Raw genomic sequence first — 24,892 nt, 5'->3', positions numbered from 1 at the left:
TTAAATGGTACGTGCAACTTCTATGATTTCAAAGCACTCGATCTGATCGCCTGCTTTAACATCATTATAGTTCTTAACGCCAATACCACATTCCATGCCATTACGAACTTCTTGAACGTCATCTTTGAATCGTCGTAACGACTCAAGCTCACCTTCGTAGATAACCACATTGTCACGTAATACACGAATCGGACGGTTTCGCTTAACCGTACCTTCGATAACCATACACCCAGCTACCGCACCAAATTTCGGTGAACGGAAGACGTCTCGAACCTCAGCAAGACCAATAATTTCTTGCTTACGTTCTGGAGAAAGCATACCCGACATGGCCGCTTTAACTTCATCAATCACATCGTAAATGACACTGTAATAACGTAGATCAACCGCTTCATTTTCTGCCGCTTTTCTAGCAGCTGCATCAGCACGGACGTTGAAACCTACGATAAAGGCATCCGACGCCGAGGCAAGGGAAATGTCTGTCTCAGCTATGCCGCCAACCCCAGTTGCAATAACATTAACACTGACTTCATCCGTCGATAGATCGGTTAACGATTTAACAATCGCTTCGACGGATCCTTGTACATCGGCTTTCACAATAACGCTAAGGGTTTTCTTATCCGCGTCTGCCATGTTGGCAAACATGTTTTCAAGTTTTGCTTTCTGCTGACGTGACAGTTTCTCATCACGTTGTTTCTCCTGACGAGTCTGTGCAACTTCTCGAGCTTTTTTCTCATTCTCGACACACAGTACATCATCACCTGCAGAAGGTACGCCTGACAACCCAAGCACTTCAACCGGCATGGATGGGCCAGCCTCATTGATCGTTTGACCTTTGTCATCAACCAGCGCTCGGATTCGACCATGGTGCAAGCCAGCCAACATTATATCGCCGCGTCTTAAGGTGCCTGACTGCACCAAAATGGATGCCACTGCGCCGCGGCCTTTATCGAGACGAGCTTCAATAACAATACCTTTTGCATGACCCGCTGAAGAGGCTTTCAGTTCTAATAATTCCGCTTGCAATGAAATGGCATCTAGTAACTCTTCGACACCCTCACCGGTCTTCGCAGACAAGTGAATAAACTGAGTATCGCCGCCCCAATCTTCCGGTAGAACATCGTGTTGAGACAATTCATTCTTCACACGGTCTGGATCAGCTTCTGGCTTATCCATTTTATTAACCGCGACAATCATTGGAACACCGGCCGCTTTAGAATGCTGTATCGCTTCTATCGTTTGAGGCATAACACCGTCGTCAGCCGCGACCACGAGAATTACAATATCAGTCGCATTAGCACCGCGTGCTCGCATCGCGGTAAACGCAGCATGTCCAGGAGTATCCAAGAAAGTAATTCCGCCTCTCTTCGTTTCGACATGATAGGCTCCTATGTGCTGGGTAATACCACCAGCTTCTCCATCAGCAACCTTCGCGACACGAATAAAGTCAAGCAACGACGTTTTACCATGATCAACATGACCCATGATAGTAACGACAGGGGCTCGTGACTCTAATTCACCTTCTTGACTCTCTGTCGCCTTAGAAATTAGCTCTTGTTCTGCAGTCACTTCAGATTTTGCGACTGCAGTATGCCCCATTTCTTCGACTAGCAAAATGGCATCATCTTGCTCAAGCGGTTGATTAATTGTAGCCATAGTTCCCATTTTCATTAACGTTTTAATCAACTCTGCAGCCTTAACAGACATAAGCTGAGCTAACTCTCCAACAGTAATGATTTCTGGAACTTCGATTTCAACAACTTTTTTGCTGACTGGTTTTGAGAATCCGTGTTGCAATGCTTTTGGTGCCTTAATTGGTTTATTTGATTTTGGTGCTAAATCAACTTTTTCAGATTTACGACGCGAAGATGAATAACGACTAATGATGTCTTCAGCATCAGACTCGCTACTGCCACGTTTTTTCTTCTTGCGTTTCTTTTTCGGAGCATCGTCTTTTGTATCAACGACACTTTCGCGATGAACTTTGCGAGGATTATGAGCTGATTTTTCTCTCTTCTTCGCGCGCTTTCTCGGCTGCTAACTCAGCTTGTGCAACCGCTTCGGCTTCCGCTTTCTTACGAGCCTGCTCGGTAATTCTCGCTTCAACTTCTGCTCTTGCTTGCGCTTCGGCTTCCGCTTTCATACGTGCTGCAATCGCAGCTTTCTCTTGTTCTGCAATTTGCTCTGGCGTTAACGCTTGTTCTGCTTCTTTAACGTCTTCTTTTGCATCCACTTCCGATGGTGCATCGTCAGTTTCTGCAACATCAGTGCTCGCCGAATCGGTCGTTACGTCGGCCGGCTTTTCTGCTTCAACGGGCTTTGTTTCAGCAACTATCGGTTCAGCCGTTTGCTCTACGATTTCTTCAGCTGATTCTGATTCAGTTAGGTCAGACGGCTTTTTAACATAAGTTCGCTTCTTACGAACTTCGACCGTCACAGTTTTTGACTTACCGGTTGAGCCAGTGACTTTAAGAGAACTTTTCTTTGAGCGCTTTAGCGTAATTCGCTTCGGCTCATTGGACTCAGAACCACCGTGACTCTGTTTTAAATAGGTCAATAGTGTTTGTTTTTGCTCGTCTGAAACCACATCGTTTGGACCTGATAGATCCAAACCGGCACTCTTCATCTGCTCCAGTAGTTTTTCTACTGGTGTGCCAACGGTTTCAGCGAGTTTCGCTACGGTTACTTCTGACATTCGTTACGGCCCCCAGATTAAGACTCATCGTTTTCAAACCAAGGAGCCCGAGCGGCAAGGATAATTTCCCCTGCTTTCTCTTCGGTCATCCCCTCAATTTCCATTAATTCATCGACTGATTGTTCCGCCAAGTCTTCCATAGTTTGAATGCCTTTTGATGCTAACTGATAAGCTAACTGGCGTTCCATACCTTCCATATTTAACAAATCTTCAGCAGGCTCAGAAGCGTCTAATTTCTCTTCCGATGCAATAGCTTTGGTCAACAACACATCTTTTGCTCGTGCTCTCAACTCTTCTACAAGGTCTTCTTCAAAGCCATCGATCTCTAACATTTCAGCCAATGGGACGTAAGCAACTTCTTCAATTGATGTGAAACCTTCTTGTGCTAACACTTCGGCTAACTCATCATCGACGCCTAAGTCGTCCGTAAACATTTTAACAATGCTTTCACTTTCAACAGAGTTCTTCTCTTCGAAGTCTGCTTCGGTCATTACATTTAATGTCCAACCGGTTAACTCACTCGCTAATCGCACATTCTGGCCATTTCGACCAATTGCTTGCGCTAACTGATCATCCGCTACGGCGATATCCATACTGTGCTTGTCTTCGTCAACAACAATCGCAGCAACCTCTGCTGGAGCCATGGCATTGATGACAAACTGTGCAGGGTTATCGTCGAATAACACAATATCAATTCGCTCATTATCAAGCTCGCCCGACACGGCTTGTACACGAGAACCACGCATACCAACACAAGCGCCAACCGGGTCAATTCGTTTATCGTTTGATTTAACGGCAATTTTCGCTCTCGAACCAGGATCTCGAGCAGCCCCTTTTAAATCAATGACTTCTTCGGCGATTTCAGGCACTTCAATACGGAACAATTCGATCAGCATTTCTGGGCGTGTTCGACTCACAAAAAGTTGTGGGCCACGCGCTTCAGGGCGAACAGCAAATAACAAGCCGCGAACACGATCGCCCGTCCGAACCGATTCTCGAGTCATCATTTCTTCTCGAGGAATGATGGCCTCGGCGTTGTTTCCTAAATCAAGGATAATGCTCTCACGATTGGCTTTTTTCACAACGCCAGTAATTAATTCACCGACTCGGCCTTCAAAAGCTCGTACTACTTTTGCTCGCTCAGCTTCGCGTACTTTTTGAACAATGACTTGCTTCGCCGTTTGCGCAGCAATGCGACCAAACTCAATAGAGTCGATTTGTTCTTCGACATACTCGCCGACCTTAATTTCAGGCTCTTCGACTTGAGCAGCTGACAGGCTAATTTGAGTATAAGGAGACTCTAATCCGCTATCGGTATCTTCCACTACTTCCCAGCGACGGAAAGTGTCGTATTCACCCGAGACACGATCGATAGCGACTCGAACTTCAATCTCACCACCGTTTTTCTTCTTGGTCGCGGTTGCAATAGCAGCCTCCAAGGCCTGAAATATTAATTCTGGCTCAACATCTTTTTCGTTGGATACAGCATCAACTACTAATAGTATTTCTTTGCTCATCTGCTAAACCTCAGTTATGCATACACTGCTATTACTTACAGCACGACTAGTTATCAAAGTTCGGTACTATGTTTGCTTTATCTACATTACCAAACTGTACTTGAAATTCTTTACCATCAACTAAAAGCGTCAAAGTTTCACCTTCAACCGCTTTTAGAATACCTCTAAAATTACGCCGCCCGTCCACCGGAGCATGACTACGCAATTTAATTTCTTCACCTTGAAAACGCTCAAAGTGCTCTAGCTTAAATAGCGGACGATCATAGCCGGGAGAAGAAACCTCCAAGTTATAATTTCCGCTAATCGGATCTTCAACATCTAATATTGCGCTAACTTGACGGCTCACATCGGCACAATTATCAACCGTAATACCCTCAGGGTGGTCAATAAAAATTCTTAATACCGACAAACGTCCTTCAGCAACATACTCCAACCCAACAAACTCGAAACCCACCGCTTCTACTGCAGGCTCAATCATTTGGTTGAGTTCATCAATCATTGCCATGGCAACCAGTCTCCGCAAACAAAAAATGGGCAAGAAGTGCCCATTTTTTAACTTAACTGTGGGCGGCAAATCTATAACATTATGATTTGCCTAAGAAAAAGCCCCATAAAACGGGGCTTTCTCAGAAAAAACCTATTGGTAGCGGGGGCCGGATTTGAACCAACGACCTTCGGGTTATGAGCCCGACGAGCTACCAGACTGCTCCACCCCGCATCAAAGTGGCGAAATTTTAACGAATACTCGCAAGAATCACAAGCCCAAGGACGAATTACTAGCCAGTTCGACGCCTTTAGATTGCGTTTTAGTGTAAACTCGCTAAGCTGAGACCTAATTATGACGAAAAAAATACTCAAACTACTTCTTTTCCCTTTTTTCCTAAGCATCTGCGGGGCTTCTGCGTCTACGGCATTAGCCAATTTAGATGATTCGAACGCTCTTTACTTCAAGCGGCTGTCCATTGAACATGGTCTCAACTCTCGGTGGATCAGTGCGCTTGCCCAAGATGAACGGGGGTTTATCTGGATTGGTAGTAGCAACGGCTTACAGCGCTACGACGGATATCAATTTCTCGATGTTGGGGGCAACAACCAAATCATTTTAGGCAGCGAAGTCTACGACCTATTGCTCGACTCGAAACACCGCCTGTGGGTGGCCAATGAAAAATCAGCCTACGAAATTAATACTGCCACCCTAAAAACGAGAGCGGTAGCTTTCGAGGGTGATCAATTTAGCGAGTCCAGCAGCAATCCAGTATTGCAAATGAAAGAAACCAAAGATGGATCTATTTGGTTCGCGCGCTGGGATGGTTTGTTTAAGATTGAACCTGGTCGCTCTATCGCCAATAAAGTGACTCAAGGCTTCACCGAGCTTGACTTTTCCGAAGACGGCATTTTGAGTATGGAGTTACTTGACGACCAGCTGCTTATTGGAACGTCGAAGGGCTTATACATCACCGATTTAAGCAACCGATTTCTAAGGCGGATAATCTATACGACTGACAGCGACCGTAAACTGAACGAAAGTCGAATTCGTAACATCGCGGCCACGGAACATTTTGTTTGGATCGCGACTGACAAGGGATTGTTCAAATTGAGCCGTGACGAACTAACCCAGCAAGATAATATTAAATCTGAGTTAGCTCTCAACATAGAAATCAACCGGCTAAACGATTCTCCCAAATCCATTTGGGTTGCGACCATTGATGGCATCTATGAAATCGACAAGAGTACTGAGCAACTCTCCCCTTTTATCACACCACAGCAACAACATCTTACGCACAACAATAATTCCTACGAAGAGGTATTGGTCGATAGTGACGGCTACCTTTGGCTTGGTACTTCTGGCAGAGGCATCTACCAGTGGTCTCCAATAACTCGCTCAGTCACATCAGCCTTGGTCACTTCGACACTGCCGGCAAGGTTTGGTCAATCATCAAATATTTGGTCCATAAAAGTCAGCAACGACCAATATTGGATAGGCACAGAAAATGGATTGTTTTTATTGAACAATGATCTGACCGTAGCGAAAGAGTATCAAGTAACTCCTGACAGTTGGCATTATTCAGAGCGAGCGGTCTTTGACATTATTGAAGTCAATGACCGGTTCTGGTTGTCGACCTTCTATGATATTCGCGAGTTTGACCCAGTTACCGGCCAAGTATCTAGTTTAGAAAAAGAACACCCCAATTTATTTAAAACCTTTGGTCTAGAGCTAACCATTGTTCGACGACTTTCACCGGACCTTCTAGCCATAGGTTACAGTAATGGATTAAAAGTCTATTCAATTTCTAAAAAGGCCTTTATTGCTGATACGTTTAAAGCATCGGACGATAAAGAGTTTCAACAACGCATCGCCTTTATCGAAAAAGATCCCTTAGGTGATACCTGGGTTGCTAGCGGTTCAACCTTATATCGGCTGGATATTGATACCCAGCGCCTAACTCAGGTGTTTGAGCAAAAGTTCAAAATAGGCGACCCTTATGTCGCGGCCTCAGCTGTGTATCGAATGAATAAAAATGAACTGTGGGTAGCCTACGCAGGTGCTGGTCTTTTTCAGTTAAATCTCAATCAAAATGGTCAAGTTGTCTCTGAAAAGCATTATGGCTCACAACATGGCTTACAAGATATGACCCTGTACAGCCTCTACTACGAAAATAATGTATTTTGGATCTCCACTCATGACGGTATCATTTTATTCAATCCTGACTCAGTTACCTTTACTCGCTTAGCAGCTTTCGACGGGGTTTATGAACACGAGTTCAACCAATTTGCTCACCGCAAATTAAACAACAACAAATTAGCCTTTGGTAGTATTAATGGCCTGTACTTATTGAATACCCAAGAAATTATCAACCAACTACCTAAACGAAGAAAAGTCATTATTAGTCAGATTACTCAGCTGAATACAAACCATCGCAATATTTCAACTTACAACGATTTTTCTCAACTGCAAATCGCGCCCGATGACTCTGGCATTAAAGTTTATGTTACCGACTTTAATTTCTTTAAACAAAATCCATCGTTATTCAGCTTTTACATTACTGGCAAAAAAGACTTTGAATTAAAATCAGGCAGTGACAACTCTGTTATTCTTGCTGGCTTGCCTCCTGGTCAGTATTTTCTTTCAGTAAGTAGTTCGTCTGGCGATCAATTGTCTAGCTTGAAAGTACCTTTAAATTGGCTACCGCCTATTTGGAGGAGTAATACGGCTTTAGGCCTTTATATTGTACTCCTCATCCTTTTCACTATGATGCTATTGCATTTCTTTGCTCAACAAAGTCGTAAGAGACAACTATTGAATAGCTTTGCAACCAACAATGTTAAGCTACTCGATGTGTTTGCAGAACATCAAAAACAAAATTTTTGGCTCTATCAACTAGCGGACAACACCATTCAAGTGATTAATCATAAGGATTACTCCACTATAAAAACCATGGACGTCAATGAATGGATCAATCAATTAAATCATTTCGATAGAAGTCACTTTATCACTCAGTGGAATTCTTTTATAAACTTGCAAAGCAATGAGCTTGCCTGCGAAATATCTTTTAAAAGTAATACCAAGCAGCCCAAATGGTATGAGCTTTTCGGAAAGGCTGTCGAAACAGCAGACGGCCAAGTTACGAAAGCCATTGGATCCTATAGAAATATTACAGAAGAGATAAGCTGCAAGGGACAACAAGCGCTGTTTAAATCAGTATTTGATCAGACATTTGATCTTATTATTGTGCTTAGCGAAAAACTTATTATTGAACAGATTAATACGTCTACATTAAAGACGACATTGTTTGACGCCGATGAACTGATTGATTGCAGTATCGATATACTCTACTCAAATCAACTCCCAGTTGACTATTACACTCAGTTAAAGGATAAAACGCTTGAGCTCCAGAATGTCACAGAGGAGTCTTGGATTCGTTGCAAAACGGGTATTGATATTCCAGTACTCATTCATAGCTCATATACACTTATTAACGACAAAAATTATTTTGTATTGTCTATCTCAGATCTCAGTCAAATAGCGAAATTACAAAATAAACTTAATCAATTAGTACACTATGACCCTTTAACCAATTTACCTAATAGAACATTACTACTAGACCGACTGGAACATGCTATTGACCGAGCCAATCACCTAAAATCACAAATAGCCGTACTTATTTTAAATCTAGATCACTTTAAAACGATCAATGACTCTCTCGGCCATAAATCAGGGGATGAATTACTGATTGAAGTCGCCACAAGAATTGCTCATTGTATTAATCCAGACGATACCATTGCTCGTATTGGTGGGGACGAATTTGCAATCATATTTGAAGATACAGAGCAAATCGATCGACTAAATAACATCAGTCAAAGACTGGTAGAAATCATGAAGCAGCCTTTCAAGGTTGGCTCTGACTCGATCAGTATATCATTAAGTATCGGCATCAGCTTATATCCAGAAGACGGTCGAGAAAATGATGTCTTGATAAAGCATGCAGATATGGCCATGCATCATGCTAAAAAAGTGGGTAAAAGTAATTTTCAATATTTCACGCAATCACTAAATGATCTTGCTAAAGAACAGCTTTCGATGGAGCAAAACCTTCATAAAGCTCTAGCAAACAATGAGTTCTACCCTGTATTTCAACCCAGATTTAATATTGATAATGAAATTAGTGGATTCGAGGTTTTATTACGTTGGCGAACCAGCTCAGGCAAACATATAAGTCCCGATATTTTTATCCCGGTCGCTGAAAAACTCAATTTAATTCTACCTTTGACTGAATGGTTGATTGAATATGTCTGTAATTTGCTAAACGAATTTGAATCTTTAGATAATAATTTTGAGTTTTCATTTAACCTATCTCAAAACCATTTTATTAATTATGATCTGGTTAAAATGATCAAAAAGCAGATCGTAAAGTGTGATGTTTCTTACTCTAAAATTGAGCTTGAAATTAACGAAAACACTCTGATGATGGACCCTGAGAATACTCGTGAAGTAATCAAGTCATTAAAATCTCTAGGTGTAAAAATTGCAGTCGATGATTTCGGAACAGGTTACTCGTCTTTAAGTCACCTAAAACTTTTTAATGTAGACAGGCTGGTAATTGATCGTTCGTTTGTATGGGGAATTGGTAACGACGAGCATAGTGAAACCATCGTGAGTTCAATGATTCAACTTGCAAATACTTTGCAGTTAGAAATACTCGCAGAGGGCATTGAAAGTCCTGAACAATTAAACTTTTTAAAAGCCCAATCTTGCCATTACTATCAAGGGTATTTACTCAGCAAGCCACTCACTCAAGATCATTTGCTTTCATTAGTCAATAAGGACTAATTATTATGCGTATAAAGATGAACATCGGTTTGCGGAAATGGAATAACTAAACCTGCTTCATTGACAGCATTGTAAACTTGTTCATTGAGTTCATCAGATATTCTTCCTCTTAGCTCTGGGTGAGGTACCCAACACAACAACTCAAAAGTTAAAGCAGAATCGCCAAATGTTCGAAACCTCACTCTAGGTTCTGGATCTCGACAAATCGATATATTCTTTTGAGCGACCAGTGTTAAAACTTCTCGAATTTTCGATACATCGCTTCCGTAAGCGAAACCAATTTTGATGCGAATTCGATATTTTTCATGAGGCCCTGAAGACTCATTGATAATTTTACTATTGCCCATTATCGCGTTTGGAATAGTAACTTCTACATCATCACGAGTTAATATCCTTGTGCTACGTATACCAATATGAGTCACTTTTCCACGCTCTCCACTATCGAGAACAACATAATCTCCAATTTGATAGGGAGCATCAGCCATAATAAACACACCGGCAAATAAGTTCGCCATTGTATCTTTAGCCGCTAGCGACATGGCCAAACCTAAAATACCTGCAGAGGCAATGAGAGGACCAACATTAATGTCCCAAACTACTAATATAAAGTAAATGCCGGTAGCTATCGAAACGATAAGCAGTAGATTTTCAAAAAGCGGCAAGGTTCTATTTTGCACAAAACTATTTACTTTATTCGACTGTGCCGATACTTTTAAAGCGTAATGAAATATCTTATATAAAAAGATGCCCCAAAGAAGCACTGAAAACGTAATCATGATTGAAACTAAAAGGTTCAACCAAAGCGTTTCTAACTTTAAAGCTTGAAAAGCGAAATATAATGACGCAAAAATTATACTCCAACGAACGGGCGATTTTAGACTTTCAAAAATAAGATCATCAAACGAATTTTGAGTTTTGCTACTTCCCCAAAAATGAAGCCGTTTAAAAAACACCGTTGAAAACATTGACAACACTATTCCAGCAACGATCCATAGTGATGCTTGCGCCCATGGATTCGGCAGCCACTCTGCGATCATTTCTAAATAAGGTTTAATATTTTTCATTTATTGAATACCAAATGCTTTTAAACAAAACTGATAGATAGAATCGGGAATCAAACCTAGAACGAGCAGTGCTGTGCAGTTAAAAGTAATCGCAAATCGAATACTCCGACTTGGTAAAAAGTTAAAGTTTTGTTCAGCGTCATCGAAATACACTACTTTAATGACTCGAAGATAATAGAACAATCCGATTAACGAAAAGACCACTGCGTATATCGCTATCTGCCAATGTTGGGCAGCAATTAGACTTCGAAAAATTTCTAATTTTGGCCAAAATCCGATAAAAGGAGGAAGCCCTGCCATTGAGATCATTACAAAGCTGAACATCAAGGCATACCAAGGGTTTTTGCGACCCAGCCCTTTCAGATCATCAAGCGTCTCATATTCATAACCAATACGACTCAAGAATACGATAAGTCCAAACGCTGCTACTGCCATTAACGCATACACTAAAATGTAAAACATAGCGGCTGAGTACCCTCCGTACTCACCACTGTATAAACCTAACGTCATGTAACCCATATGAGCGATACCTGAATAAGCTAACATGCGTTTAAAATTTGCTTGGGAGATAGCCACTATATTACCAAAACCAATCGATAAAACCGCAGCGGTTAATAACAATGGCTGCCAAATTGCGGCAGACATTTCCATGCCGTCAAGCAACAACCGAATGGTAAAGCCAAAAGCAGCAATTTTTGGGGCACTGGCAAGAAACGCCGTCACGGATGGAGGAGCACCATGATAAACATCGGGTAACCACATATGAAAGGGAACTAATCCAAACTTAAATGCAATTGCTGCGATCACGAAAATTAAAGCAAACTGACTCAATATGACAGAGTCACTGTTATGCAGACTCGATGAATGAATTAGGTCAAGACTTAACTCTCCAGTAATTCCGTATAAAAATGATAATCCATATAGCAGAAAACCAGATGCGATAGCTCCGGTGACAAAATATTTAACTGCAGCCTCGACACCCAGTTTACTGTTTCTCTCCATGGCGATCATGGCGTACATAGGTAAAGAAAGTAATTCAAGCCCTAAATACAAAGTCAAAAAATGATTCGCCGACACCATAACCATCATTCCTAATAACGAAAAAATGGCCAATCCATAGTACTCGCCTTTTAGAAAGCGGCGATTTCTCATAAATACACGTCCATAAAGAAGTGCTACTGCGGTGATCACTAATAATGAAACTTTGAGAATTTGACTGAGCGGGTCAAGAACAAAGGTACCACTATAATAAATGGTCTTCTCGGAAGGCAAATGCCCAAGAATGTACAAAATGATTGCGACAAAACCAATTTGAGTCAAAAGATAACAAGCTTGCTTTTCTCGATCTTTTGAATAGAGATCGGTAAATATCACAAGGCACCCGAGTGATAAAATAAAAATTTCAGGGAGCATTGGGAGTAAGGTCATATCACTCATTCTAGGCACATCCCCTCTGCGGATAACTTACTTTTAATGCTGCAATTCACTAAATGCTCGACCGAGCCATCCATTAATGATACTAGCGGCTCAGGCCAGATCCCAAAAAGCAAAACTAAAATAGCCAAGCAAGCTAAGACCAAAAACTCACGAGTGCTTAAATCATTTAGGGTCGAAATATTTTTGTTAGCCGGCTCGCCAAACATTGTTCGCCGATACATCCAAAGTGTATACGAAGCACCTAAAACAAGAGTTGTTGCAGCTAATAGTGCATACCAAATATTAACTTGGAAAGTGGCTAAAATGACAAAAAACTCTCCGACAAAACCTGACGTCGCAGGCAAGCCTGAGTTCGCCATCGCAAAAATCATAAATAAAGCAGCAAACTTCGGCATTACATTAGCAACACCACCATAGTCACTGATCGAACGACTATGAAGTCGATCATAAAGAACACCAATGCATAAGAACAATGCGCCAGAAATAAAACCATGTGAAATCATCTGTACCATTCCACCTTGAATTCCCAACTTAGCACTATCTAAACGACCTTGATCGACCAGTGAAAAGACGATAAAAAAGCCGAGTGTCACAAAGCCCATATGAGCGATTGAGGAGTAGGCAACCAGCTTTTTCATATCTTTTTGCGCAAGCGCTACTAAACCAATATAGACAATCGCAATCAGCGCCAAAACGATCATAAACTCAGCCCAATAACTTGCTGCATCTGGCGTTATCGGTAAGCTAAATCGAACAAAGCCATAAGCTCCCATCTTTAACATAATCGCAGCCAATATCACGGAACCCGCGGTGGGTGCTTCGACATGAGCATCTGGTAACCAAGTATGAACGGGCCACATGGGAACTTTAACCGCAAACGCAATCAAAAAGGCCCAGAATAGGTACGATTGAACTTCCAAAGAGAGTGGCAACTGATGCAAATCGGTAATTACAAATGACTGGGCCTGTAATCCTAAATAAATCAAAGCAATCAACATCAAAACTGAACCAGCGAAAGTATAAAGAAAGAACTTTAAAGTCGCATAAACTCGATTAGGACCTCCCCAAATCCCTATTACTAAAAACATGGGAATGAGCATCGCTTCCCAAAAAACATAGAATAATATTGAGTCAGCCGAAGCGAACACGCCATTCATAAGCCCGACTAACATTAAAAATGCAGCCAAATACATATTGACTCTATACTCAATGCTTCGCCATGATGAGACGACGACGACAATTCCGATAAAACATGTCAACATTATTAATGGCAATGAAAATCCATCAACGCCTAGAAAATATTGAACATTAAGAGACTCAAACCAAGTGGACTTTTCTACAAATTGCAATTGATGCAATGACGAATCAAAACGCCAATATATCGGTAATGTTAATAAAAACGTTACCAGCATAATCGAAAGCGCTATCCACTTACTTAATTCCTTCTTAGCTTCACCAACACTGAACAACAGTATTCCCCCACCCACCAACGGGAGCCAAATGAGGAGACTGAGCCAAGGAACTTGGTAGGTCATAAATGTTATTCCGTTTTAATTAAAGTTAGACGGCCAACTTAGCCAGATAAAACCAGCTAATACGCCTATCAACATTAGCAAAGCATAATGATACAAATAACCACTTTGAACTTTTCTTATGCCTAATGATATTGAGTTAATCAGCTTCGCTGAGCCATTAATAAACAATCCATCAATGATCATTCGGTCACCTATATGCCAGAGACTTTGCGCAACCCCTAAAGCGCCGCGAACAATCACTTTTTGGTTAAAATCATCAAAATAATAATGCTTATTAAGCACCTCTTTGAACACCCCTAATCGAGACGCAATCATCTGATTAACAGGAATTTTCATCACATAAATTAGCACGGCAAGTGAAAAGCCGATAACAAGCAACAAAAATGGAAGCGTCGTAAAGCCGTGCAATGAAAAGCTAACAATAGAAACAAATTCCCTCGATAACATAGCAAGTGAATTGTGCTCCGGTTTCACAGTTATCGAATCACTTAACAAACTGCCAAACAACATCGGCTCCATAACCCACCAAGATAGAATAACGGATGGAATTGCTAAAATAACTAACGGCACCCAAATCACCTTTGGAGACTCTTGTAGGTGTGCCCGTGTCTTATCGTCCATTCTTTCAGTCGTATGAAATACTAAGAAGTACATGCGAAAACTGTACAGCGCAGTAAAGAAAACACCTATCAACAAGCAGTAGTAAGCATACTCCTGTCCTAACAGTGATGAGGCGTGAACGGCTTCAATGATTGCGTCTTTCGAGTAAAAACCTGAGAAAAAGGGAAATCCGACAAGAGCAAGCGTTCCAATTAACGAGGTTATCCAAGTAATCGGCATATATTTTTTAAGATTACCCATTTGACGAATATCTTGTATATGATGCATACCGACAATCACTGATCCTGCAGCAAGAAACAACAAGGCTTTAAAAAATGCATGCGTCATCAAGTGGAAAATACTCGCGGCATAGGCAGACGCCCCTAATCCTGCAACCATATAGCCAAGCTGTGATAACGTTGAGTAGGCAACCACCCGTTTGATATCGTTTTGAATGATTCCAAGTATTCCCATAGAAATCGCAGTCGTCGCTCCAATAATTAAAACAAACGACAACGCTGTTTCTGAAAGCTCAAATAAGGGCGACATTCTAGCCACCATAAACACACCCGCGGTAACCATTGTCGCTGCGTGTATTAATGCTGAAATGGGTGTGGGTCCTTCCATTGAGTCTGGTAACCAAACATGTAAAGGAACTTGTGCTGATTTTCCCATTGCACCGATAAAAAGGCAGATACAAATAAACGTAATTGCTGACCAATCACCTAACCCGATTGAAATTGCCGGAGCACTGGTTTCAAATGCATCTAATTGTTCAAATACGGTTTGATAATCAAGTGAATTAAAATAATAAAAGACTCCCGCTATTCCGATAAGAAATCCAAAGTCTCCCACTCGATTAACTAAGAAAGCTTTTAGATTAGCAAAAACTGCGGAGTCTTTCTTAAACCAAAACCCGATCAATAAATAAGAAACTAAACCTACAGCCTCCCACCCAAAAAACAATTGTAGAAAGTTATTCGACAGTACCAGCATTAACATTGCGAAAGTAAACAGACTGATATAGCTAAAAAATCTCTGATATCCCTTATCATCTTTCATATACCCGATAGTGTAAATATGAACCATTAATGAAACAAAGGTTACTATGCTGCACATTAGTGCTGACAAACTATCGAATAGAAATCCAATCTTAAATTCTATCTCGCCGATTACCGCCCATTTGAACAAATCAAAATTTAAAGCATTGTAATCAGACGTAAAATAAAGGTAAGTTAATTGAATACTTAAGACACAAGAAACACCGACACCTAAAATGGCAATTACATGAGCTATACGCTTCGACAATCTCCAACCTAAAAGGCCATTAATTAATGCACCTAGTAAAGGAAATAAAACAATGGCAAGTATGGAGCTGTGCATCTTGTCTAACCTTTAAGTTGGTTTAGGTCTTCAACGTCGATAGACGCTCGATTTCTAAATAAGGCCACCAATATTGCCAGCCCAATAGCAGCTTCAGCCGCTGCAACCGTCAGAATGAAAAATACAAATATTTGCCCTTGAAGGTCCGATAAGAAGTAACTGAATGCAATAAAATTAATATTAATGGCGAGCAACATTAACTCAATGCACATAAGTAAAGTAATTACATTTTTTCGATTTATTATGATCCCAGCGACACTGATTGAAAATAAAATTGCCGCTAGAATTAAATAATCTGTAAGACCTATCATTCTGAATCCTCCGAATGACTTGCAGGCTTATCTATTTTCACAATTTTCAATCGCTCCGCTTTCGTCACTTTTACTTGCTTATCAATATTTTGACTTTTGCGACTGCGCTTGCCTCTAAAGGTTAAACTAATAGCAGCAATCATTGCGACTAAAAGAATCACAGCGGCCAATTCAAAAGGATAAAAATAATCAGTGTAAAGGAGCCGACCTAACTGTCGAACATTACTCACAGATTGCTCATCGGATATTACTTCAGGCTGTATCGAAAACTGACTATGATTAGCGATTTGACTCAGCACAACGACAAATCCTATCGCGACCAATAATGCGAGAGGCAGAACTTTAGTAAAACCAGATCGAGCAACTGAAAAGTTAACATCCAACATCATTACAACGAACAAAAATAGCACCATGACCGCACCAACATAAACGAGAACAAGTGCTATCGCGAGAAATTCAGCTTGTAACAACATCCATATTCCAGAGGTACTGACGAAACACAAAATCAAGAAAAGTACCGCTTTGACACTGTTCTTAACTAAGATGACCATCAAAGAAGAACAGATCAGCAGGGCTGAAAATCCGTAAAATAGAATTTGTTGAAAAGTAAGTTCCATTGTCTACCTATAAGTATATCTACCTACCATTATATCTATCTATATTTAGCATCCGCGGCTCGATCAGCTGCAATTTCTTCTTCTAATCGGTCACCTATCGCAAGAAGCTTGGCTTTCGTCATAATTTGATCACCGCGCTTTTCAAAGTGATAGTCGAATACGCGGGTTTCAACAATCGAATCGACCGGACAGGACTCTTCGCAAAAGCCACAATAGATACATTTAAACAAGTCGATTTCATACAAGGTGGTGCGTCTTGTACCATCGTCTAGTCTCGGCCCAGCTTCGATAGTAATCGCGAGTGCAGGGCAAACTGCTTCACATAATTTGCATGCAATACAACGCTCTTCACCGTTCGGGTAACGACGTAACGCATGTAATCCTCTAAAACGTGGTGATTGAGGTGTTTTTTCTTCCGGATACAAGACAGTAATTTTCTTTTTCCAAAGATGTCGACCAGTGACTCTCAAACCACGAACCAACTCGGTGAGTAGAAATGTATCGAAAACTTTTTTAAGAAAATGTCCCATAACTATTCTCGAATTAACCGTTAAATGGCCACCACTGGAGTTTTATCCAAACGGCTAAAACTACGATCCAGACGATGGTAACCGGTATAAATATTTTCCAACCCAGTCGCATGATTTGGTCATATCGATAACGAGGAAACGTCGCGCGTAACCAAAGCAAACAAAATAACGAGAGCGACGCCTTAAGCAACAACCAAAACGTCCCTGGGATCCAGTTGGTAATTGGCTCTAAATAAGGAATTCCTTGAAATGGAGACAACCAGCCCCCAAAAAATAAAATCGCGGTCATGACTGAAATTAAAATCATATTGGCGTATTCAGCAAGAAAGAATAAAGCGAAAGCCATTCCTGCGTATTCAACATGAAACCCCGCAACTATTTCAGATTCGCCTTCGGGTAAATCAAAAGGCGCTCGGTTGGTTTCAGCCACACCAGAGATCCAGAATATCAGCATCAACGGAAATAGTGGAATAAAATACCAGCTCAGTAGACTTCCTGATTGACTAACGACAATATCACCAAGATTCATGCTGTTAGAGCACATTAAAACACCAACTAATGCAAAGCCCATTGCGATTTCGTACGAAACCACTTGCGACGCTGATCTCAACGCGCCTAAAAAAGCGTATTTAGAGTTGGAAGCCCAGCCCGCTATAATGATTCCGTAAACACCAATAGACGTCATTGCCAAAAGGAAAATAAGCCCTGCGTTGACATCAGCTAGCACTAATCCCGCGTCGAAAGGAATCACAGCCCATGCCGCGAAAGATGGACCAATAAATAGAATAGGCCCTAACACAAATAGGGTTCGACTGGCTCCTCTCGGTAAAACAATTTCTTTCATCGCCAGCTTTATCACATCAGCAAAGGGTTGCAACCAACCTTTTGGCCCCACGCGGTTAGGACCCAGTCGTAATTGCATATACCCAATCACTTTCCGCTCGGCATAAGTGGTGTAAGCGACAGCCAAGATAAGCGGCAGTAAAATAAATCCTATTTTTGCTACAATCCAAAGTAACTCAAAAAACCAATCAGGCATCACCCACCTCCTTCACAGGAATTTGAGTCGCCGCGACGAAGTTTGTAAGTTTAATAATTTGATCTCTGCGCCAGTTCGATAAACCTTGAGGTGTTTGCTGTAAACAACGTGCGCGACGTACGAGTGAATCACTGTCGTACAAACTTAACGCTTTAGGGAGCTCTCCACCTTGTTCGAGTTGTTCCGGATTATGTAAGTGTCCGACATGGGCATCGGTAGAGGCTTCGTATTTTTTTAAAAGCTTAAGTTTAACGTCTTCTGAAGAGTTATAATCAAAACTCGATAGACCAAACAAGTTTCCGAGAACTCTTAATATTTTCCAAGCTGGCCGTGCTTCTCCTTTGGCAGGAACGGCGGCTCTAAACGTTTGCCAATTGCCTTCTATACTAATGAAAGTTCCCGACGTTTCAGTAAAAGTCGCGGTGGGCAAAAGTATGTTGGCATATTCCATCATTTCGCCTTCAGCAAAAGCACTCAGCGCGACGACACACTCAGAGTCTTTTAATGCTTGTCGAGCAGACTCTCGATAACTTGAATCTAATTCGGGTTCAGTATTGAGCAATAGGAATCCTGGAAGACCTTTTTGCAACATTTGCTGTGTTGTCCAACCACTAATTTTGCTCTCAACTCCCACACAGGTTCGATGAGGCAACGCGCCTGCAATGTATCCTCCAGCAGAATTTGCGCCAGGCGTGAGTTCTCCATACTTGCAACCACTCAAACGGCTAATCGTTCTTCCAAGCCAACGAATATGTCCGCTTAATGAATGTTCAAGCGCGGTTTGTCCAATAACAATGCAAGCATGCTCATTAATTCTCAGTTCATTCGCAATGGTCTCTTGCTCTGGTGTTGGAGTGACATTCAAAAATAATTCAGTTAGGTGAGCACTGACGGAACCTTTTTGTTGTGTGACTAATGCCGCGGCGACACCTTGCAGATTAGAAATTAACGCGTTCGATGGAACATGAATATAGGGATCTATTCTGAAGTGCTCCTGATATTCAAATGGAGCAATTGCCATCACTCGACCATAGCGCGTCGATTTACGTAAACGAATACTCAGCAATGGCTGTTCATTTCTGAGGTTTGCAGCCACCAATAGCGTTGCATCCATATCATCGAGATCAGCGAGGGAAAAATCTATCTTTGGAAACATGGGATCATCATGCTGAGTTGAGAAATCGATTTGTCGCAAGCGATGATCAATATTGTGGCTACCAAGTCCGCGAAACAATGATTGCAATAAATAGAATTCTTCAAGAGTGGACGACGGTGAGGCCAACGCACCGATTCCCTCGGCACCATGTGTTCCGATTATTTTTTTCAATTGCTCAACCGTTTCAGTTAACGCCTTCTCCCAGCTAACTTGTTGCCATTGTCCATCTTGTTTAATCATTGGATGAAGCAATCGTTTACTTTCATTTAAACTTTGATAAGAAAACCGATCACGATCGGTAATCCAAACCTCATTGATCGATTCATTTTCTTTTGGGACAACACGGATCACTTGCCCTCGACGATGATGAATATCTAGGTTAGTGCCTAAACAATCATGAGGCGATATCGACGGTGTTGCTTGTAATTCCCAAGCGCGCGCTTTGAATAAACTTGGCTTGGCAGTCAAGGCACCAACCGGACATAAATCAATAATGTTACCCGCTAACTCCGACACCAAACTCGACTCGACGAAAGTGCCAATTTCCATATGTTCGCCACGGCCGGTCGCTCCCATTTCTCGCAAACCGACGATTTCAGTTCCAAATCTTACGCAACGTGTACAATGGATGCATCGTGTCATATCGGTTTCAATAAGCGGGCCAATATCTTTATCGTTTACAACACGCTTTCCTTCACTAAATCGTGATACATCATTACCATAGCCCATAGCGACATCTTGCAGTTCACATTCACCGCCTTGATCACAAATCGGACAATCTAACGGATGATTAATGAGTAAGAATTCCATTACAGATTTCTGAGCCATTAATGCTTTTTCTGACTGAGTCAAAATTTTCATTCCATCAGCAACAGACGTCGCACAAGCTGGCACGGCTTTTGGTAAGTTGGTAACATCAACAAGGCACATTCGGCAATTCGCAGCCACCGATAATTTTTTGTGGTAACAAAATCGAGGAATATGCACTCCCGCATCGTCAGCGACTTCGATGATCATCGAGCCCGTTTCAGCTTCGTATGATTGGCCATCAATTTCTATGGTTACTATGCCCATTTAAGCCGCCTCTGAATGATCATCTACCCAACGTCTTCCGGTGCGAATCATATGCTCAAACTCATGCCGATAATGCTTTAAAAAGCCAGCAACTGGCATAGCCGCAGCATCCCCTAATGCACAAATTGTTCGTCCCATAATATTGCTCGCAATATCAGAGAGGTTATCCAGATCTTCCATCTTGCCATCACCGTCAAGAATTCGATGCAGAACTCGTGACATCCATCCGGTCCCTTCGCGACATGGCGTACACTGTCCGCAAGACTCTTCATAATAAAAATGTGCCGTTCGAGCGGCCAGTTCCACCATGCACGTTCCTTGCTCGATTACCATCACCGCACCGGAACCAACCATTGAGCCTGCTTTGCCAATAGCGTCATAATCCATGGTTAATTCATTGATAATTTCTGCCGGTAAAATAGGTGACGACGAACCACCAGGAATGACGGCTTTTAAAGGCGCAGCTGAACGCATACCGCCGCATAGTTGTAATAGGTCGGTAAAAGGCGTTCCCATACCAATTTCATAATTGCCAGGCTTTGCAACATGACCGGAAACCGAGAATATTTTGGTCCCACCGTTATTAGGTATACCAAGATTTAAAAACCACTCACCGCCTTTTTCTAAAATAACCGGAACCGAGGCATAGCTTTCAGTATTGTTGACGTTGGTTGGACGGCCAAATAATCCATAATTTGCAGGAAAAGGTGGCTTAAAACGAGGCTGGCCTTTTTTCCCTTCTAACGACTCAATGAGTGCGGTTTCTTCTCCACAAATATAGGCTCCTGCTCCTAAGTGATTGTAGAGATCAAAGTCGACGCCGCTTCCCAAAATATTTTTGCCAAGCAACCCTGCAGAATAAGCTTCTGCAAGTGCCGCTTCCATCCGTGCAAAGGGTTCGTAAAACTCTCCTCGCATATAGTTATAGCCAACGGTCGCCGTCATAACGTAGCCACCTATTGCCATACCTTCAATTAATTGATGAGGATTAAATCGTAAAATGTCTCTATCTTTAAAAGTACCAGGTTCACCTTCGTCTGAGTTACAAACGACGTACTTTTGCCCCGGCATACCTCTTGGCATGAAGCTCCACTTCAAACCAGTAGGAAAACCAGCACCACCACGCCCACGTAATGCCGATAATTTTAACTGCTCTATAATTTCGTTTGCTGGTGTCTGGTTTTTCAAAATACTTTGCCAAACTTGATAACCACCAACACTCTGATAACTTTCTAACGTCCAAGGCTCTTCAAGGTGCAATGTTCTGAAGCAAACTTCATTCATTTCGCAGAATCCTCCCAACCTAAGTGCTTTAGAATGTCATCAACCTTATCGGTATTTAAGTTTTCGAAATAAGTTTGATCAACCTCTAGCATGGGAGCTCCACCACAAGCGGCCAAACACTCTACCTCTTGCAATGTGATTAACTGATCTTGGGTCGTGTCACCAAGCCTAATTTTCAACCGTTTCTCAAGGTGCTCAACAATTTTCTTTGAACCACACATCATGCACGATAAATTGGTACAGACTGATATAACATGCTTGCCAACAGGCTTTAGATTAAACATGGTATAAAACGTAGCGACTTCGAACACGGCTATCGCTGGTACATCTAAATAATTAGCGAGAGCGATCATTAGCTCTTCGGTTAGATAATTCTCATGCTCGGCTTGTATCACTTTCAGTGCGGCTATGATGGGAGGCCGTTTTCGCTCACTTGGATATTTACGGCGCCAAAGTTCGATCTCTTTTATAGCGTCTTCAGAAACCAACTGCTCTAATGGCGAAGCTGCCTTTTCTTCTTGATTAACCTGTTCTGGCTGCTGCTCGATCATCGGTCTATTTCTCCGAAAACGATATCCATGGTTCCAATGACTGCGACCACATCCGCTAACATATGCCCCTTAATAATTTCATCCATCGCTGCCAGGTGAGGAAATCCAGGTGCTCTTATTTTAACTCGATACGGTTTATTTGCGCCGTCGGAAATTAAATACACACCAAACTCGCCTTTCGGATGTTCCACCGCTGCGTAGGCTTCACCTTCTGGAACACAAAATCCTTCGGTAAATAATTTAAAGTGGTGGATTAAGGCTTCCATGTCATCTTTCATCGCCGCACGACTGGGAGGAACAACTTTATGATCGGTTGCGATCACCGGGCCTTTGTTATTTTTCAGCCATTGAATGCATTGTTGAATAATTCGCGTTGATTGACGCATTTCTTCCACACGAACGAGATATCGATCGTAACAATCTCCGTTTTTACCAATCGGAATATCAAAATCCATTTCATCATAAACTTCGTAGGGCTGATGTTTGCGCAAATCCCAAACCACTCCAGAGCCACGAAGCATCGGTCCGGTAAACCCTAACTGTAATGCTCGTTCGGGAGAAACAACGCCAATTCCGACGGTTCTTTGTTTCCAAATTCGGTTGTCGGTTAGCAATGTCTCATAATCATCGATGTGACTGGGAAAGGATGTACAAAAATCTTCTAGAAAATCTAATAGGGTTCCATGACGTCCTTGATTCATCGTCTCAGCACTTTCTTTGCTTCGCCATTGCGACGCTTGGTACTGCGGCATCTCTTCGGGCAAGTCTCGATAGACTCCACCGGGTCTGAAGTAAGTGGCATGCATCCGCGCGCCAGACACAGCTTCATAAGCATCCATCAAAGGTTCTCGATCGCGAAAGCAATACAAGAACATAGTCATTGCACCAATATCTAAACCATGCGCACCTAGCCACAACAAATGATTGAGAATTCGAGTCACTTCTGAAAACATCACACGAATGTATTGAGCTCGCTTTGGCACTTCAATGCCGAGTAACTTTTCGATGGCTAACACATACCCGTGTTCGTTACACATCATCGAGACATAATCTAACCGGTCCATGTAACCGATGCTTTGATTATAGGGTTTACTCTCGGCTAATTTTTCGGTCGCGCGATGCAAGAGACCAATATGGGGATCAGCTCTTTCGACAACCTCACCATCAAGCTCCAAAATTAGCCGAAGCACGCCATGAGCCGCGGGATGTACCGGACCAAAATTCATGGTGTAATTGCGAATTTCGGACATTAATCGTTATCCTTTTCTTCGTGAACGTAGCGCGCATCGTGGCGAATCACCTTCGGCACAAGTGTGCGCGGCTCAATAGAGACAGGCTCATATACGCACCGTTTCTCTGTGGCATCGTAACGAATTTCAACATCACCAATGAGAGGAAAGTCTTTGCGAAATGGATAACCAACAAATCCATAGTCGGTCAGTAATCGTCGTAAATCATCGTGCATTTCAAAGCGAATACCGTAGAGATCGAACGCTTCTCGTTCATACCAATTTGCCGCTGACCAAACAGAGGTCATTGAGGGGATCATTAAGTGATCGTCGGGAACAAAACAGCGCATGCGCAAGCGACGATTATTGGTCACTGACAGCAAGTGATAGACTACTGCAAAGCGCGGTTTGCTCCACACGGTTGATTGATCTTGGTGTGATGCTTCTACCGCTCTTGAAAACCCCGAGCCAGAAGCAGTTTCGGAGTCCCACTGTGTCTGTCCATAGTGCAAATAATCAACCCCGCAAAGGTCGATCAGTTGCTCGAAGTGAAGATTGTCTTCATCACGCAATCGCCGTGCAACCGCCAGCAAATGATCAGCCGACACTTCAATGGTGACTTCTTGATGTTGTAACCAACACCCTTCAATCTGCCCTTTCAAGCGCAGCTCAAGGTCTGACTTCCACTGTTCTAATGACTCTAGTGCCATAAGCTACCTAAGCTCGACGAGCGATGGTGTTGGTGCGTTTAATTTTGTTTTGTAATTGAATGATGCCGTACAGCAAAGCCTCAGCCGTCGGTGGACAACCGGGCACATAAATATCAACCGGAATTATACGATCACACCCACGCACGACCGAATAAGAATAATGGTAATATCCGCCGCCATTAGCACATGAGCCCATTGAAATAACCCACTTAGGATTGGGCATTTGATCGTAGACTTTGCGTAACGCGGGTGCCATTTTGTTGGTCAGTGTACCGGCTACGATCAATACATCAGATTGTCGGGGTGAGGGCCTAAACACCACGCCAAAGCGGTCCATATCGTAACGCGAAGCACCGGCATGCATCATTTCGACCGCACAGCATGCAAGACCAAAAGTCACCGGCCACATGCTTCCTGTTCGGGCCCAATTGATCAAAGTATCGGCAGAAGTCACAAAAAATCCTTTAGGTTCGACTACTCCCATTCTAAGGCTCCTTTTTTCCATTCATAGATAAACCCGACAACGAGCAGTGCTAAGAAAACCGCCATGCTGCCGACGCCTAGCCAACCCAGCTCATTAAAGACGACCGCCCAAGGAAATAAAAATGCGATTTCAAGATCAAAAATAATAAACAGAATTGCGACAAGGTAAAAACGAACATCGAATTTCATTCGCGTATCTTCGAAGGCTTCGAAGCCACACTCAAATGGAGACTCCTTGGCATCATCAGCGGTTCGCTTACCGAGTAAAAAGCCTACCAGTTCCAGGCCCACTCCAAGACCCAGACCGATAACAATGAAAACCAAGATAGGTATGTAATTTTCCAGCATACG

18 protein-coding genes, 1 tRNA gene and 1 pseudogene are annotated in these 24,892 nt (G+C 42.3%); 1 reads left to right on the top strand and 19 read right to left on the bottom strand.

The features are described from left to right. The 4 genes and pseudogenes from infB to Q9312_RS15000 form a co-directional block, all read right to left on the bottom strand. A pseudogene (gene infB / locus Q9312_RS15020) lies at positions 1-2,692 on the bottom strand (translation initiation factor IF-2). Positions 2,693-2,709: 17 nt separating this feature from the next. Further along, on the bottom strand, positions 2,710-4,209 hold the full coding sequence (nusA, locus tag Q9312_RS15010; RefSeq protein ID WP_309201673.1) for a transcription termination factor NusA: 1,500 nt from the start codon (positions 4,207-4,209) through the stop codon (positions 2,710-2,712). A gap of 46 nt (positions 4,210-4,255) precedes the next feature. Then, positions 4,256-4,714, bottom strand: coding sequence for a ribosome maturation factor RimP (rimP, locus tag Q9312_RS15005; protein WP_309201672.1), 459 nt, complete (start codon positions 4,712-4,714; stop codon positions 4,256-4,258). 136 nt (positions 4,715-4,850) lie between these two features. Then, positions 4,851-4,927 (bottom strand) — tRNA-Met (locus tag Q9312_RS15000). Positions 4,928-5,047: 120 nt separating this feature from the next. On the opposite strand from Q9312_RS15000, the gene Q9312_RS14995 reads away from it, so the two are divergent. Beyond that, positions 5,048-9,538 carry an EAL domain-containing protein gene (locus Q9312_RS14995; RefSeq protein WP_309201671.1) on the top strand — a complete coding sequence of 1,497 codons (4,491 nt, stop codon included), beginning with the start codon at positions 5,048-5,050 and terminating at the stop codon, positions 9,536-9,538. Here the strand turns inward: Q9312_RS14995 and Q9312_RS14990 are convergent. Genes Q9312_RS14990 through ndhC form a run of 15 tightly spaced genes read right to left on the bottom strand, consistent with a single transcriptional unit; the run spans position 9,535 to position 24,889 of the window. Continuing rightward, the gene (locus Q9312_RS14990; RefSeq protein ID WP_309201670.1) at positions 9,535-10,602 is read right to left on the bottom strand and encodes a mechanosensitive ion channel family protein; all 1,068 of its coding nucleotides are present in this window, start codon (positions 10,600-10,602) and stop codon (positions 9,535-9,537) included. The two genes, Q9312_RS14995 and Q9312_RS14990, sit on opposite strands and share 4 nt — an antisense overlap. After that, entirely contained in the window at positions 10,603-12,039 is a 1,437-nt protein-coding gene (nuoN, locus tag Q9312_RS14985) for an NADH-quinone oxidoreductase subunit NuoN (RefSeq protein WP_309201669.1), read from the bottom strand. Beyond that, positions 12,036-13,574, bottom strand: a complete 1,539-nt coding sequence (locus Q9312_RS14980) for an NADH-quinone oxidoreductase subunit M (protein WP_309201668.1) — start codon at positions 13,572-13,574, stop codon at positions 12,036-12,038. The genes nuoN and Q9312_RS14980 overlap by 4 nt, the downstream gene beginning before the upstream one ends. A 15-nt stretch (positions 13,575-13,589) precedes the next feature. Further along, positions 13,590-15,557, bottom strand: coding sequence for an NADH-quinone oxidoreductase subunit L (nuoL, locus tag Q9312_RS14975; RefSeq protein WP_309201667.1), 1,968 nt, complete (start codon positions 15,555-15,557; stop codon positions 13,590-13,592). A 5-nt stretch (positions 15,558-15,562) separates the two neighbouring features. Beyond that, complete coding sequence (gene nuoK, locus Q9312_RS14970; protein WP_309201666.1) at positions 15,563-15,868, bottom strand: NADH-quinone oxidoreductase subunit NuoK; 306 nt, start codon at positions 15,866-15,868, stop codon at positions 15,563-15,565. Beyond that, entirely contained in the window at positions 15,865-16,485 is a 621-nt protein-coding gene (locus tag Q9312_RS14965) for an NADH-quinone oxidoreductase subunit J (RefSeq protein ID WP_309201665.1), read from the bottom strand. The genes nuoK and Q9312_RS14965 overlap by 4 nt, the downstream gene beginning before the upstream one ends. 35 nt (positions 16,486-16,520) lie before the next feature. Continuing rightward, positions 16,521-17,015, bottom strand: coding sequence for an NADH-quinone oxidoreductase subunit NuoI (gene nuoI / locus Q9312_RS14960; RefSeq protein WP_309201664.1), 495 nt, complete (start codon positions 17,013-17,015; stop codon positions 16,521-16,523). A 13-nt stretch (positions 17,016-17,028) separates the two neighbouring features. Continuing rightward, entirely contained in the window at positions 17,029-18,054 is a 1,026-nt protein-coding gene (gene nuoH / locus Q9312_RS14955) for an NADH-quinone oxidoreductase subunit NuoH (RefSeq protein ID WP_309201663.1), read from the bottom strand. Continuing rightward, positions 18,047-20,284, bottom strand: a complete 2,238-nt coding sequence (gene nuoG / locus Q9312_RS14950; protein WP_309201662.1) for an NADH-quinone oxidoreductase subunit NuoG — start codon at positions 20,282-20,284, stop codon at positions 18,047-18,049. The genes nuoH and nuoG overlap by 8 nt, the downstream gene beginning before the upstream one ends. Next, positions 20,285-21,568, bottom strand: coding sequence for an NADH-quinone oxidoreductase subunit NuoF (gene nuoF, locus Q9312_RS14945; protein ID WP_309201661.1), 1,284 nt, complete (start codon positions 21,566-21,568; stop codon positions 20,285-20,287). Beyond that, positions 21,565-22,119, bottom strand: coding sequence for an NADH-quinone oxidoreductase subunit NuoE family protein (locus tag Q9312_RS14940; protein WP_309201660.1), 555 nt, complete (start codon positions 22,117-22,119; stop codon positions 21,565-21,567). Before Q9312_RS14940 ends, nuoF begins: the two co-directional genes overlap by 4 nt. Further along, the gene (locus Q9312_RS14935) at positions 22,116-23,369 is read right to left on the bottom strand and encodes an NADH-quinone oxidoreductase subunit D (RefSeq protein ID WP_309201659.1); all 1,254 of its coding nucleotides are present in this window, start codon (positions 23,367-23,369) and stop codon (positions 22,116-22,118) included. Before Q9312_RS14935 ends, Q9312_RS14940 begins: the two co-directional genes overlap by 4 nt. Next, positions 23,369-24,058: an NADH-quinone oxidoreductase subunit C gene (locus tag Q9312_RS14930; RefSeq protein WP_309201658.1), complete on the bottom strand. Its 690-nt coding sequence runs from the start codon at positions 24,056-24,058 to the stop codon at positions 23,369-23,371. Before Q9312_RS14930 ends, Q9312_RS14935 begins: the two co-directional genes overlap by 1 nt. Positions 24,059-24,065: 7 nt before the next feature. Then, positions 24,066-24,542 carry a NuoB/complex I 20 kDa subunit family protein gene (locus tag Q9312_RS14925; RefSeq protein WP_309201657.1) on the bottom strand — a complete coding sequence of 159 codons (477 nt, stop codon included), beginning with the start codon at positions 24,540-24,542 and terminating at the stop codon, positions 24,066-24,068. Beyond that, positions 24,533-24,889, bottom strand: a complete 357-nt coding sequence (gene ndhC, locus Q9312_RS14920) for an NADH-quinone oxidoreductase subunit A (RefSeq protein ID WP_309201656.1) — start codon at positions 24,887-24,889, stop codon at positions 24,533-24,535. Before ndhC ends, Q9312_RS14925 begins: the two co-directional genes overlap by 10 nt. Positions 24,890-24,892 lie beyond the last annotated feature (3 nt).

It is taken from the genome of Pleionea litopenaei (genome assembly GCF_031198435.1).
Lineage (GTDB): Bacteria > Pseudomonadota > Gammaproteobacteria > Enterobacterales > Kangiellaceae > Pleionea > Pleionea litopenaei.
The sequence above is the reverse complement of the archived record's forward strand: the minus strand, read 5'-3'. Positions and strand labels throughout refer to the sequence as shown.

Coding starts and splice junctions, on each gene's coding strand:
- nuoG (WP_309201662.1), bottom strand. CDS start 20,284: ATGGGCATAGTAACCATAGAAATTGATGGCCAATCATACGAAGCTGAA.
- Q9312_RS14940 (WP_309201660.1), bottom strand. CDS start 22,119: ATGATCGAGCAGCAGCCAGAACAGGTTAATCAAGAAGAAAAGGCAGCT.
- Q9312_RS14935 (WP_309201659.1), bottom strand. CDS start 23,369: ATGTCCGAAATTCGCAATTACACCATGAATTTTGGTCCGGTACATCCC.
- nuoL (WP_309201667.1), bottom strand. CDS start 15,557: ATGCACAGCTCCATACTTGCCATTGTTTTATTTCCTTTACTAGGTGCA.
- ndhC (WP_309201656.1), bottom strand. CDS start 24,889: ATGCTGGAAAATTACATACCTATCTTGGTTTTCATTGTTATCGGTCTG.
- Q9312_RS14930 (WP_309201658.1), bottom strand. CDS start 24,058: ATGGCACTAGAGTCATTAGAACAGTGGAAGTCAGACCTTGAGCTGCGC.
- nusA (WP_309201673.1), bottom strand. CDS start 4,209: ATGAGCAAAGAAATACTATTAGTAGTTGATGCTGTATCCAACGAAAAA.
- nuoK (WP_309201666.1), bottom strand. CDS start 15,868: ATGATAGGTCTTACAGATTATTTAATTCTAGCGGCAATTTTATTTTCA.
- Q9312_RS14980 (WP_309201668.1), bottom strand. CDS start 13,574: ATGACCTACCAAGTTCCTTGGCTCAGTCTCCTCATTTGGCTCCCGTTG.
- nuoI (WP_309201664.1), bottom strand. CDS start 17,015: ATGGGACATTTTCTTAAAAAAGTTTTCGATACATTTCTACTCACCGAG.
- Q9312_RS14925 (WP_309201657.1), bottom strand. CDS start 24,542: ATGGGAGTAGTCGAACCTAAAGGATTTTTTGTGACTTCTGCCGATACT.
- nuoH (WP_309201663.1), bottom strand. CDS start 18,054: ATGCCTGATTGGTTTTTTGAGTTACTTTGGATTGTAGCAAAAATAGGA.
- Q9312_RS14990 (WP_309201670.1), bottom strand. CDS start 10,602: ATGAAAAATATTAAACCTTATTTAGAAATGATCGCAGAGTGGCTGCCG.
- rimP (WP_309201672.1), bottom strand. CDS start 4,714: ATGGCAATGATTGATGAACTCAACCAAATGATTGAGCCTGCAGTAGAA.
- Q9312_RS14995 (WP_309201671.1), top strand. CDS start 5,048: ATGACGAAAAAAATACTCAAACTACTTCTTTTCCCTTTTTTCCTAAGC.
- nuoF (WP_309201661.1), bottom strand. CDS start 21,568: ATGAATGAAGTTTGCTTCAGAACATTGCACCTTGAAGAGCCTTGGACG.
- Q9312_RS14965 (WP_309201665.1), bottom strand. CDS start 16,485: ATGGAACTTACTTTTCAACAAATTCTATTTTACGGATTTTCAGCCCTG.
- nuoN (WP_309201669.1), bottom strand. CDS start 12,039: ATGAGTGATATGACCTTACTCCCAATGCTCCCTGAAATTTTTATTTTA.